Source organism: Tardiphaga sp. vice154 (assembly GCF_007018645.1).
Lineage (GTDB): Bacteria > Pseudomonadota > Alphaproteobacteria > Rhizobiales > Xanthobacteraceae > Tardiphaga.
This window is the reverse complement of the sequence record NZ_CP041399.1, coordinates 1,064,987-1,077,595: the sequence shown is the minus strand read 5'-3', so window position 1 is coordinate 1,077,595 and position 12,609 is coordinate 1,064,987. Positions and strand designations below refer to the sequence as shown.

Genomic DNA, 12,609 nt, shown 5'->3' with positions numbered 1-12,609 from the left:
GATCAAGACATCGCCGCGGCGGCACTGAGCTCCCCAGGCGAACCAGACGGGCGCTGACGGCGGATACCTGTCAGCTTGGTCCTCTTCAACATCAGGGCGTTGATCGCGACCAACGCAGAACTGCCGGACATGGCAAGAGCGGCGATGCTCGGCCCAAGCAAAAACGGATAGAGGACACCGGCCGCCAGCGGAAAGGCAATAACATTATAGCCGACTGCCCACCACAGGTTCTGATGCATTTTTCTGAGTGTCGCGTGGGACAGTTCGATGGCACCTACCACGTCGAACGGATCGCTTTTCATGAGCACGATGTCTGCACTTTCCATCGCAACGTCGGTGCCGGCACCGATCGCGAAGCCGACATCGGCCTGCGTCAAGGCCGGAGCGTCGTTCACGCCGTCGCCGACCATTCCAACTTTCTTGCCTTGTGCCTGCAGTTCCTTCACCTTCCCCGCCTTGTCTCCGGGCAACACGTTGGCAAACACTTTTTCTATGCCGAGACTCTTCGCTATGCGATCTGCCGTGCCCTGATTGTCTCCGGTCAGCATGGCAACCTCGACGCCCCGCGCGCGCAGGGCCTTGACCGCTTCCACCGCGGTAGGCCGCACCGCGTCGGCGATAGCGATCAAACCAACGAGCTTGCCGCTCACTGCGAGATGAACGACCGTCCGCCCGGCGCCCTGCAAATCCTCGGATTTTGCGCTGAGTTCGCCGAGCTCGATCTTGTTCTCGGTCATCAGCAGCTTATTGCCGAGCAAAGCCGTTTTGCCATCGATATCGGCTTGGGCGCCTTTCCCCTCGAGATTTTTGAAGCCGGTAGCCTTCGGAGCCTTTACGTTGACGGCACGGCGCAGGATTGCTTGGGCCAAGGGGTGGTCCGATCCAGCTTCCACGGCGGCGGCCACGGATAGCAACTGATCCTCGGAGGCACCGGCAGCTATCGCCAGGTCCACGACTTCGGGGTGCCCCATCGTCAGCGTACCCGTCTTGTCAAAGATCACGACATTCAGCTTGGTTGCGTCCTCCAGCGCTGAAGCGTTCTTGAATAGGATGCCATTCATGGCGCCGAGTCCGGTTCCAACCATGATCGCCATCGGGGTCGCCAGCCCAAGAGCATCCGGGCAAGCGATCACGAAGACTGTGATCGTGAGGCTGAGTGCGAACAGGAGCGTCTGTCCTATCCACCAATACCAGACGACGAACGTGAGCAGGCCTACGGCGACCGCAGCCAAGACCAGCCACTGCGACGCGCGATCGGCAAGGAGTTGAGACGGCGCCTTGGAATTCTGCGCTTCCTGGACCAGCTTGACGATTTGCGCGAGCGCCGTGTCAGCGCCGACCTTGGTCGCGCGATACCGAAACGCGCCGCTTTTGTTGATGGTCGCGCCGATGACCGTATCGCCAACCTTCTTGTTCACGGGCATCGATTCGCCTGTAAGCATGGATTCGTCGACTAAGGACGTCCCTTCCAGAACCGTTCCGTCAACAGGGATCTTATTGCCGGGCCTGATCACGACGGTATCCCCGGATATGATCTCCGCGGTCGGCAATTCGAGTTCCTTGTCGTCACGCAGCACCGTGGCCTTGGGAGGCGCCAGATCCATGAGCGCACGGATGGCTTCGGATGCCCCGGCCCTGGCGCGCATTTCAAGCCAGTGTCCGAGTAGGATGAAGACGAGAAGAATTGCGGAGGCTTCGTAGAACTGCTGCCCACCGTAAAAGAACGTGGAGCCAACGCTGAACAGATAGCCAGTGCCCACACTGAGCACGACCAGCACTGCCATATTAGCGACACCGCTGCGGAGCGCGCGGTACGCCGCCACGACGAAGGGCCAGACTGGGTAGAGGATGGCGGCACTCGCCAGAATGAACAGGACAAGGTCTAGCCGCAGGCCGAACGGCGGCGGGATCTTAATGAAGTCCATGCCCATCGGAGAGAAAAGAAAGATCGGCAGGCTGAAGGCCAGCGCGATCCAGAAGCGGTTGCGCATGTCGCGGACCATGACCTCCATGTCCATTCCGGCGCCGTGGCCCATTTCATGCGCCATGGCGTCGGTCTTTCCCCCGCCATGCCCTTTGCTTTTTTCTATCGCCTCGGGATGGCCCATGGCGGGATGTCCGATCCCAGCATGGGCCTTATTCGAAGGCACAAGCTGGCTAATAAGAACTTCTGGACCAGGAACCGACGATGCGGGCTTATCGCAAATATGCCGGGGCAGAGCCACGCCCGCACAATGAAAGCCGCAAGTTTCAATCGCAGCTTGGATCGCAGTTGGTCCGGTTTTCCCGGGATCGAACATAACGGTCGTAGATCCAGAAACCGGGTTGACCCATACGCGTCCGACGCCCGCAACGCGCTGCAACTGCCGTTCGATCCCGTGTGCGCCGAGGACCGACAACAGGTCGCCGACTTCTAGCGTAATCTTGGTCATTGATGCTCGCTTCCGTCGGAGATAGAAGGTGAACTATGTGCTTCTGCGAACCTGTAAGTTTTGCTGCCGGCGGCATCCTGGTCGTCGGCGGACTTTTTGCGGGTTGGAAATCATTCACGACAAACAAGCGCTACTTGCCCGTCTCCCAGATGCCAACTCTGGCCGGTCTTCAGCAGATTATGGAAGGCCATGTCTGGATGGGAGTAAACAACTCCGACCCGTCCATGATCTGGTGGGCGGCCATGGGCTTTATCTTTTTCTCCTGGCTTGTTTGGCCGGTCTGGGTACCGTTCAGCATCTATTTCCTGGAGCCTCCAGCCAGTCCCCGCAAATTTCCGTTGCTCGGCTTCGCGTTGGCCGGAATTGTGTTCGGCCTGGTGCTCTTCGTCCCGCATCTTTTCCATCCGGATTGGGTCGACGTTCGAATAAACCGGCAGTCACTGGCTTACGAAGACACCATGTTTCTCGACTATCTGATCCCGCGCTGGCTGACTTATCTGATCTATGTTGTGCTACTTATTACCCCGACCATGATCTCCACCTACCTGCACATACGTTTGTTCGGAGTGACGCTGATCGCTGTTACGATTGTGGACTACGTGTTTCTGAGCTTTGCCTACATATCGTTCTTTTGTTTTCTCGCCGGCCTCGGAACATTGCACCTGATCTACATCATCGTGTGGAACAAGTGTTGTCGCGAATGCCCGGAATTATTCAAATAGGCAATTGCCTACTGCAAACGAAGTTCTATGATGGACGGGTTCCGGAATGAGCGCTCCGGACGAAGCCGTGGGTCAGCGACCGGATGCCGGTCGTCGACGTTGAGTTGAGCATGCTCGTTGTCATGGATGGCTGCTTTGCAACTGCCACGATGGTTATGATCGATGCGTGTGCTTGGTCTTGTGATCAGTCTCGGAAGAACTTTCACCATGGCAGCAAGATCCGTCGCCTCCCGTCGTCGCTGAGCGCTTCGCCGCTGGGGACGGAGCCGCTTCCGGCTTGGCAACCGCGAGCCCGGCCTTTTCGTTGGAAGTCTGACTGCCGCAGCAACCGTGTGCCGATGTGGGCTGTGAAGTCTCGTTCTTATTGGTCATCTTTTTCTCCTGTTGGCTTTGGCTAGGGGGATCCGGCTATTTAGCTGACCGGCTTGGCATGGTCGGAAACAAGCGGCATGGGCTCCAGATACTCACCTCACGTTGACGCAATCCTGGATTAACATATTGATATAGGTCACGTGCGGAATGCGGCTGCCAAAGACGACGCTTCCGCGACAGTCTAGCTTTTCCAAAATGGTCTCGCATTCAGGAGTCGGCGATGCGCCTCGGAAGCTAAGCCGAGCAGCGCTGCCATACGCTCCTTCTTTGCGCCGCGAGGACCTGCCGCAACGCGCACAGGATTGCATTTCCTAGCCGCTGCCGCATCACCGGAGCGTGCCAACTTGGCCTCGATCTCATGCTCTGCCTGAACATCGTTTTGGTTGCCGAGGCAGGTTTGCAGAGATTCGAGCGCCGCTATGAACATCTTATGCCGACTGCGGTGCTTTGGATCGGCCATGAGACTTGAAAGGAACTCAGACGCATATCGCATTTTCTTGGCTTTGATCCGAATTCGGTGGTGCTCGCCTGGCGAGAGCCGGTCGAAATGACGACTACGGTGTTTCAACCTTCTCCAACGAAGCTCAAGGACGCGGGCGACGAAATCCAGGATCGGCTGATCGCATGCAGATCGACCCTTATGCTCTTTCATACTGCACCGGGGGCCGCGCTCGATCCAGACGGAAAGATTGTCCATGAGCAGGCGAAAGCGCTTCGAATGGAGCGTGCTCATGACGCGCCCGTGGGCGCGATCCCGTTCAGAACGGGCCCGACCAGCGCGCTCCATTGCGCGCGGATGAAGGTCAACGTTTTTAACGGTTTTCGAAAGTGCGCTGCGGGCAATATAGACGTCCAGATCGCGAGCCTCTCCAAGTTTGTGCGAGATATCGCGCAAACCGCGTTTAAGCCGTCCGCATTCTTGGTCCGCCAGAATTGTTTCGAATAGCGATAGTGCTTACCGCAGTCGCCTTAGGGCTACCCGCGCCTAATGCAGCGGCTCCGCTGACAGGCGCGCTATCAGAGCGGACCTATTGAGACGTAACTGCTCGATGCAGGCTTGCGCAACTTGCATATTGGAGTTTAATTCGATCCGCTCGGCTTTGAATGAGGTCGTCCCATCGCCGCCCGGCAACGTACGGCTACGTCCGGATTAGGTGGGTGCGCGCCTGGTCTGTACGCGGCCGAAGCTTGGGGCCGGCTTTAACAAATCGGCCGGTAAACCGCGTCTCATCAGTCTTCTACCTTTATCACCTGGGACTTCTAGCGCGGTTGCAATGAGCCCGTGGCCTGGCAACAAGCTGTTGGACCTTCCCAGAGCTATCCCTTCCGCTAACATACGAATTCGTAGCCAGCAGAAACGACCGGTGGTAGCGTCGGAAACTACTCAGAGCTCCATAGGCCAGCCCAGAGCGTGATTAGCGTTGAGGCACGGATCGCATCGCTCCTTTACGTCCCGTCATCTTCTTCATCAACATGGCACATCCGCGCATGCCGTCTTTGGCCATCGCTATGTTCACCATCGCTAAATGCTTGTACATCTCCGACTTATGCGGGCCGTCAGGCATACCACCGATCATCGTCGTCATTTTAGTGAGGTGTTCCCCGGAGCACATCATCATCTTTGAGGATGCCGGGCTGACTGCGAAAGCACTGGTAGCCATGACGGCTGCGAGAATGATCGCGTATTTCATTGTGGACCCCATCAGAAAGAATCGGCGTGTTTTCCAATCGAACGGTGTGTTGTTCTAGTGTGACTTATGGACTGCGACGACGGAACGCCATGACACCGATAACAAGTACCACCAAGGCGACCACGAGCACGCCGACCCCTCCGAATCCGCCCATTCCGTAGCCCATCCCCCATCCCCAGCCGCCACCCATCATGCCGCCCCCACCCGGCCCCTGACCAGACATCTGTGCCTTCGCAACGGTCGCAAAGCTCAAAGTCGTGAGCGCAGATACCGCGAGCAAACGCGCCGAAGCGCCGAGGATTAAATACATGACAAATCTCCTTAAGACATCAAATCGGAATGTCGTGACTACCAAGGTTCCGAAGGGGCGATTTGTTCCGTTGACTGGGACGAATACAATTGGAACTGGGAAGGTCCGCTTGGAGTCATTCGCGCCCGTGCGAAGCCAGCAGCGAGTTCGGCCATGTCCGCCATGCCGCCGAAAGCGGAAGCAAATTCATAGTATTAGCAGCTCAGCGACCGATGCGATTCAAGCTCCGAAACCGGAGCCTCGAATCATGCGCTACGAACTCAGCGATTATGAATGGACCGCGATCAAGCCGATGCTGCCCAACAAGCCCCGGGCGTTCGGCGGGTAAATGACCGTTGCGTGCTCAATGGCATCTTTTGGGTCCTGCGCTCGGGTGCGCCATGGCGCGACCTGCCGGCGATCTATGGTCCGCGCACCACCTGTTACAATCGCTTCGTTCGGTGGCGTCGGGCGGGGGTGTGGGACCAAAATTATGGATGCACTTGCCGCCGGTCATGACGCGTCGGTGCAGATGATCGATACCTCCATCGTGCGCGTGCACCAACATGGAGCCTGCGTTTCTGACAACAATCACCAGGATATGGGTCGGTCGCGAGGGGGCCTGACCAGCAAGATTCACGCGGTCGTGGACACCAATGGCCTGCCCGTCCATCTCGCACTGACGCCCGGTGAGGCACACGACAATCGGCTTTGTACGGTTCTCCTCGGCTCGTTGCTTCCCGAAACGATGCTGCTCGCGGATCGCGGTTACGACGCCGACTGGATTAGGGAGCTTGCCCGCCAGCAAGGAGCATGGGCAAACATCCCACCGAAACGAAATCGCAAAGACCCGATCTGCTTCAGCCCGTATCTATATCGCGCACGGAACCTGATCGAACGGTTTTTCAACAAGATCAAGCAATGTCGCCGTATCGCGACCCGATACGACAAACTTGCAGCCAATTATCTGGCGTTCGCTAAACTCGCATCAATCCGGATTTGGCTACGCGCTAATGAGGCCACGCCCTAAGTTGGCGTAAGGCAGGTTAGTTTAGGGATGTCTGATGCTCGGAGGACTACTTATATTACTATAGGCGGAACGCTTCATCAAACATTGACATAGATTAATACCGAGCGCTTTGCGTCAAGGTATGTTTCCTGACGGGCGGGTCCCGCGGGATTGATTTATTTCAGCATACCGGCCCCAAGCCTTCGAACGCAGGAGAGCCACCCATGACCGATGATCACGCGACCCATGTGGCCGAGCTTTCGAGAGCAAAGCCTTTGCAAGCGGAGATAGACGCCGGTCTGCGGCAGTTTCTGCTGAGCGTCTACAACTACATGGGATCAGGCCTAGTCCTTACCGGACTTGTCGCCTATGGCGCGGCCGAACCCGGCCTGTACACGTCGCTGGTGCAGACCCCGGTACTTTTTTGGGGCATCGCGCTGGCGCCGCTGGTTCTGGTATTCTTTCTGAGCTTCCGCATCGAGAAGATGGGCCTCGGCACCGCACAGGCTTCCTTTTGGTCTTATGCCGCTCTCGTCGGCTTGTCTCTCGCGGGGCTCGTCCTGCTCTATACCGGCGTCAGTATCGCTCGCACTTTCTTCATCACTGCGGCAACCTTTCTCGCGATGAGCCTTTATGGCTACACGACGCGAACAGATCTTTCCCGTGTTGGCTCGTTCCTATTGATGGGGCTTTTCGGTATCATCATCGCCAGCGTGGTGAACATTTTTCTGGCGTCATCGGCTCTGCAGTTCGCAATATCACTGATCGGAGTATTCGTGTTCGTCGGGCTGACCGCCTACGACACCCAGCGAATCAAGAATGTCTACCTGGAGAGCGATGGCTCCGTCTTGGCCGGGAAGAAGGCCATCATGGGCGCACTAACCCTTTATCTCGACTTCCTCAATTTGTTTATCTTCCTGCTGCAACTCACCGGCAATCGACGTCAGTGAACCCTCTTGAAGTATCGTGAACCGAATGCCGAATAGGATAAAGGCTCGTCACAAGAACAATGGCCACGGACGAAACAAGGCAGAGCTACGCGAGCTCCAGATCGAACTGGTCAAGATTCAAAAGCACATCATCAAGCACGATCACAAGGTGCTGGTTATTTTCGAAGGGCGTGACGCAAGTGGAAAGGACGGGACGATCAAGAGGATCGTCGAACACCTCAGCCCACGGGAAACCAATGTCGTGGCTCTTGGCAAGCCAACCGACCGGGACGGCGCCTCATGGTACTTTCAACGCTACGTGCCTCATTTGCCCGCTGCGCAGGAATTAGTTCTATTCAATCGAAGCTGGTACAATCGGGCAGGCGTCGAACGAGTGATGGGGTTCTGCACCGACAAACAGTATGAGCAGTTCATCGAAGACGTCCTTCCTTTCGAGCACATGCTGATCGGCTCCGGGATTCAGATCCTGAAATACTACCTCGATATCGGCAAGAAAGAGCAGAAACGACGGCTTAAGGATCGACGGCACGACCCGCTGAAACTGTGGAAAACCAGTCCCATAGACGACGTCGCCGTGAAGCACTGGAACGCCTATACTGAGGCAAGGGATCAGATGCTTGCGCATACGTCGAGCCCATTATCCCCTTGGATCGTAGTGCGGGCCGACGACAAGCAGTCCGCGCACCTGAACGTCATCAGGGACCTGCTTGCGCGCCTGGCCTGCCCGCAAACCGACAAGCATCTTGCGGCGCCCGATCTCGGATTCGTCTTTCCGTTCGACAAGGCGCATGACCGCGCCGGATTGCTTGCAACCTGAAGCGACGCTCGAAGGCCCGTAATCGCCAGCAGGACGAAATAATCGTCACGCAAAGCCCGCAGGCACGCGCAGGCACCTTTCTTTCTAAAATGGAGAATTTGACCCGCCTCAAGTGCCCGACATTCGCTTTGGGCCACATTCGACGAGCCGAAAGGCCAAAATATTGTACTTCCCTCGTCAGCAATAGGAGGCCGGCTATGAAGCGACTGATTATGCAGCTGCACTCGCGGTCGCAGCACTTACTGCTCCGGCATCGGCGCAAGCCCCGGCCGAACATGATTCCCACCACCCCTCGGGTAGCGCGCAATCACCCCCTGTCCCTGAAAGCCCGACACCGCCCGCGAACCAGCCGGGCATGCGCTCGATGCAAGGCGGCGCTACCATGCCGATGATGAGCATGATGGAAAGCATGAAGACCATGATGAGTGGCATGTCTATGATGAACACGATGGGGATGATGCGATCGATGGGAATGACGGGTCCTGGCATGGGCGGCATGGCCACTATGGACCACGTAGAAGGCCGCATCGCCTTTCTGCGAACGGAACTCAAGATCACCGAGGCCCAAGCAAGCGCGTGGAATGCCTTCGCGGACGCTTTACGCGCCAATGCGAACAAGCTCGGCGAAATCCGCGCTTCGATGATGGGGGCGACGGGCGACGCGCAACTCCAGACGTCGACGATCACAGACCGTCTGGACCTACAAGAGAAATGGCTTCTGGCGCGCCTTGAGGGAACCCGGATGATGAAATCCGCCCTCGCCAAGCTGAATGAGGTTTTATCGGATAGTCAAAAGGGGACGGCCAACGAACTTCTCGCCCCGCATATGGGCGTGGGAATGATGGCGGTGATGGCTGCCTCAACACAGCCTAGCAAAAAGGGACAAGGGGCGATGCAACCGGATCAGATGGGACCGGGACGAATGCAATCACCACGGAACTGAAGCGGTCGAACGTCGCAATTTATTGCAAGTATCGTCTTCGCTACCTAGGAGTTATCGATGTCGATGCACGATCATTCACACGGTGAAGGCGGGACACCTCAAACCAGCTTTCTGAGATCGCGCGCAGGGCTGGTGTTCATAGGATTTGCCGTCATCGCCGGTGCGCTCCTGTTCACCGAACATAGATCGCACGTCCTTGGTCTGCTCATTTGGTTGCCGCTCCTCGCCTGCCCCCTCATGCATCTCTTTATGCATCACGGACATCACGGCAACGGAGGCACTGGTCTGCCAAGCGAGGAGAGGAAAGCACCATGAATGACTCACCGGCCTATGGTCTATGGGGCCTTGTACTCATCAATTCGTTCGTCTTTATCCTGTTCGCGTACAGCTTCTTCAAGCCTCAGACGACCCGTGACTGGCGCTCGTTTGGCGCCTTCAGCGCATTCCTGGTCGCTCTCTTCACCGAGATGTATGGTTTTCCGCTTACGATATACTTCTTCTCTGGCTGGCTGCAATCACACTATCCTAACGTCGATTGGTTTTCGCACGACGCCGGACATTTGCTTGAGATGATGTTCGGCTGGAAGACAAACCCTCACGCGGGCCCGTTCCATATCTTGAGTTTCGCATTCATTGCCGGCGGCTTCTTTTTGATCTCGGCGGCCTGGCGTAGGCTGTACGTCGCCCAGCAACACCGGGAACTGGCGACGGAGGGCGCCTATGCTTATATCCGTCACCCGCAATATGTCGGCTTCATCTTGGTGATGTTCGGCTTCCTGCTGCAGTGGCCGACCATACTCACGCTCGCAATGTTTCCAGTGCTGGTCTCAATGTACGTCCATCTCGCACACCAGGAAGACGGTAACTCCCGCTTGGAATTCGGCGAGGCCTATGAACGATACGCTGCGGCGACCCCGGGTTGGATGCCGACATTTGGCGACCACAGAGGCGCAAAGTCCTCTCGATCGGCATTTGACGACTATACAGGCCGAGGAGAGCCATGAAGCTTCCTACCAAGCAATGGCCCGTTTCGTCGATCTTCCTGATCTTGTTCGGCTCGGGTTTGCTGGCCGTGGGCGCGTATTTCCTGGTGTTGCGGCCGCCGTTGCTTCCGGAAGACCTCCGCTATGTGGGCGCGTCTCAGGCGCAACTCGAAGCCGTGGCTCCGCAATTGACGTTGTGGCTCACCCAGGTATTCCGGGTGCTGGGGGGATACATCTCGGCGACCGGTATTCTAACGATCGCACTGGCAGCGACGTCCTATCGTTCTCGCCAGTACGGCGCCGTCGCGGCCGCCGCTTTGACAGGTTTGCTCTCCATCGGTTTGATGACAGGCATCAACTTCGACATCAACTCCGATTTCAAATGGGCGTTGCTTGGCCTCGCCATCCTGTGGGTGTGCAGCCTCCTCACGTTTTTTGCCGAATCATTTGGGGTTGCGAACGCTCGTCAATATCTTGGAAGATAAGCGACTGACGCATCTAATTCTGGCTCGACGAACGCGGTCATCCTTCTCGCGGGGGATCCTCGCACCGCCATGCTTTTCGTGGGGCTTAACTCGTCGGCGGCGCTGCCGATCGTCAACGTCGTAGATATTGGCGCCTGCGCCGCCTGGACTTGCTTCCGTCTGGAGCCGCGCTTTGCGTTCGGTCCGCTCGACGGTAAGCGACCTGATCATCACCTGTTCCGTGCGCGCAAGGTCACGCGATGTCGATATCGATCATGGTAGGGGTCGGCCGCGGAGCAGGCGGCGTCCTCATCAAGAGCGCCGAAGCTTTGGCGGATGGCGAAGGTGGATAGACATTTCTGCGACCAATTGTGCCGTTGCCATATCCCCCCCGGGGGGATATGGGTAGGAATGGTACATGATCACGCCCACGAATCTCACTCGAAAATCGTTAAGCGGCTGAAGCGGGCCGAAGGCCATCTGCGGCGCGTCATCGAGATGTTCGATGAGGGCCGCTCCTGCCTGGATCTGGCGCAGCAGCTTCATGCCGTCGAGAAGGCCGTGAGCGAAGCGAAGAGGACGTTGATCCACGATCACGTCGACCGCTGTCTCGACACCGCGGCGAACGGGACCGGCAAGTCCACCGTCGACGAGTTCAAGGCCATCTCAAAATACCTTTGACCCTGCCCGCGCCAGCGCCCGGCCATGTCTGAAAGCAACATGCCCAACCGTCCGACCATGATTGTTCTCGCGTTCGTGACTGGCGCCGCGGTGTTCGCGCTCGCCCCCGGTCTCTCAATAACGGTCCAGCGTACGATCGGGCTCGGGCCGTCCAGTCCGCCCGCGAGCGCAGCGAAGCCATCGGCCGCGGAGCTCGTCTCTGGCATGGCGATGAGCGACGAGCAGATCAGGCTCGCCCAGATCGATCTGGCGAAGGTAGGACCGGGCATGATCGCCAAGCGGCTCGTCGTCCCCGGTGGAATCATCCCGCACGCGGACCGGATCGCGCACGTCTCGGTTAAACTGTCCGGAACGGTCGCCGAATTGCGCAAGAACATCGGCGACGATGTAGCCAAGGACGAAGTGATCGCCGTTCTCGAAAGCCGGGAGGTCGCGGATGCCAAGAGCGAATACCTAGCCGCCCGCCTGACGAACGACCTGCAGCAGGACCTGTCCAACCGGGACCGTTTCCTGTGGGAGGGTAAGGCCGCAACGGAGCAGCAGTATCTGCGTTCTCGCAATGCCGCCGCCCAGTCCGGCATGAGGGTCAACATCGCCCGGCAGAAGTTGATGGCTCTGGGTCTAGCAGAGAGCGAGATCGTGGCTCTTCCGGAGGCGCCGGAAGCCCGCCTTCGCCGGCAGGATGTCAGGGCCCCCATGTCGGGACGCGTTGTCGAGCGCAAGGTCGAATTGGGCACCGCCGTCGGGCGCGACAGCCTGGAGACCGAACTTTTCGTCGTCGTCGACCTGAGTCGCGTCTGGGTCGAATTGTCGGTCGCGTCAGCCGACCTCAATCTGGTCAAGGAAGGCCAAGCGGTGAGGATCTCCGCGCGCGGCCTTGAGGTAACGACCACCGGGAAGATCGTTTTCGTGAGTCCCCTCGTCGACAAAGATACCAGGACCGCGCGCGTCGTCGCCGAAATTCCGAACCCTGACGGGACGTGGCGTCCTGGGTCGTTCGTCACGGCGGCGATCGCCCTCAACGAACGCACCGCCACCACCGTCGTGCCGGTGACCGCGATCCAGAAATCCGACGGCCGGCCCATCGTTTTTGTCCGGACCAAGGACGGTTTCGAGAAGCGCGACATCACGCTCGGTCAGAAGGAGGACCAGTCTGTCGAGGTGGTCTCCGGCCTCACGGCGGGCGAGACGATTGCCACAACGAATACGTTCTCGCTCAAGGCCGAGCTTGCCAAGCCGCGCGACGAGGATTGAGC

Annotated in this window: 12 protein-coding genes and 2 pseudogenes; 10 read left to right on the top strand and 4 right to left on the bottom strand. The window is 58.0% G+C overall.

Annotated elements, in window-relative coordinates; genetic code table 11:
• Positions 1-2: 2 nt before the first annotated feature.
• Complete coding sequence (locus tag FIU28_RS05035; RefSeq protein WP_143571939.1) at positions 3-2,432, bottom strand: heavy metal translocating P-type ATPase; 2,430 nt, start codon at positions 2,430-2,432, stop codon at positions 3-5.
• 35 nt (positions 2,433-2,467) lie between these two features.
• Here FIU28_RS05035 and FIU28_RS05030 point away from each other — a divergent pair, with 35 nt between their 5' ends.
• Positions 2,468-3,154 carry a DUF6629 family protein gene (locus FIU28_RS05030; protein WP_143571938.1) on the top strand — a complete coding sequence of 229 codons (687 nt, stop codon included), beginning with the start codon at positions 2,468-2,470 and terminating at the stop codon, positions 3,152-3,154.
• A gap of 553 nt (positions 3,155-3,707) precedes the next feature.
• On the opposite strand, the pseudogene FIU28_RS05020 reads toward FIU28_RS05030, so the two are convergent.
• The 3 genes and pseudogenes from FIU28_RS05020 to FIU28_RS26635 form a co-directional block, all read right to left on the bottom strand.
• Positions 3,708-4,469 (bottom strand): annotated as a pseudogene (locus FIU28_RS05020) (CHAD domain-containing protein); the annotation flags it as partial.
• 472 nt (positions 4,470-4,941) lie between these two features.
• Positions 4,942-5,217, bottom strand: a complete 276-nt coding sequence (locus FIU28_RS05015; protein ID WP_246660871.1) for a hypothetical protein — start codon at positions 5,215-5,217, stop codon at positions 4,942-4,944.
• Between the two features lie 64 nt (positions 5,218-5,281).
• Complete coding sequence (locus FIU28_RS26635; protein ID WP_210245476.1) at positions 5,282-5,527, bottom strand: hypothetical protein; 246 nt, start codon at positions 5,525-5,527, stop codon at positions 5,282-5,284.
• A gap of 247 nt (positions 5,528-5,774) precedes the next feature.
• On the opposite strand from FIU28_RS26635, the pseudogene FIU28_RS05005 reads away from it, so the two are divergent.
• From FIU28_RS05005 to FIU28_RS04965, 9 genes and pseudogenes are all read left to right on the top strand, one after another.
• A pseudogene (locus tag FIU28_RS05005) lies at positions 5,775-6,536 on the top strand (IS5 family transposase).
• 203 nt (positions 6,537-6,739) lie between these two features.
• Positions 6,740-7,465 (top strand): Bax inhibitor-1/YccA family protein, encoded by a 726-nt coding sequence (locus tag FIU28_RS05000; protein ID WP_143571936.1) that lies wholly within the window; start codon positions 6,740-6,742, stop codon positions 7,463-7,465.
• 25 nt (positions 7,466-7,490) lie between these two features.
• Positions 7,491-8,282 (top strand): polyphosphate kinase 2, encoded by a 792-nt coding sequence (gene ppk2, locus FIU28_RS04995; protein WP_143571935.1) that lies wholly within the window; start codon positions 7,491-7,493, stop codon positions 8,280-8,282.
• 382 nt (positions 8,283-8,664) lie between these two features.
• Positions 8,665-9,225 (top strand): Spy/CpxP family protein refolding chaperone, encoded by a 561-nt coding sequence (locus FIU28_RS04990; RefSeq protein WP_246660870.1) that lies wholly within the window; start codon positions 8,665-8,667, stop codon positions 9,223-9,225.
• A gap of 57 nt (positions 9,226-9,282) precedes the next feature.
• Positions 9,283-9,540 carry a DUF2933 domain-containing protein gene (locus FIU28_RS04985; protein WP_143571934.1) on the top strand — a complete coding sequence of 86 codons (258 nt, stop codon included), beginning with the start codon at positions 9,283-9,285 and terminating at the stop codon, positions 9,538-9,540.
• Complete coding sequence (locus FIU28_RS04980) at positions 9,537-10,229, top strand: methyltransferase family protein (protein WP_143571933.1); 693 nt, start codon at positions 9,537-9,539, stop codon at positions 10,227-10,229. The genes FIU28_RS04985 and FIU28_RS04980 overlap by 4 nt, the downstream gene beginning before the upstream one ends.
• Complete coding sequence (locus FIU28_RS04975; protein WP_143571932.1) at positions 10,226-10,693, top strand: hypothetical protein; 468 nt, start codon at positions 10,226-10,228, stop codon at positions 10,691-10,693. Before FIU28_RS04980 ends, FIU28_RS04975 begins: the two co-directional genes overlap by 4 nt.
• Before the next feature lie 390 nt (positions 10,694-11,083).
• A complete protein-coding gene (locus FIU28_RS04970) occupies positions 11,084-11,353 on the top strand; it encodes a metal-sensing transcriptional repressor (RefSeq protein WP_143571931.1) in 270 nt (89 codons plus the stop codon).
• A 39-nt stretch (positions 11,354-11,392) separates the two neighbouring features.
• Positions 11,393-12,607, top strand: a complete 1,215-nt coding sequence (locus FIU28_RS04965) for an efflux RND transporter periplasmic adaptor subunit (protein ID WP_143571930.1) — start codon at positions 11,393-11,395, stop codon at positions 12,605-12,607.
• Positions 12,608-12,609: the final 2 nt, after the last annotated feature.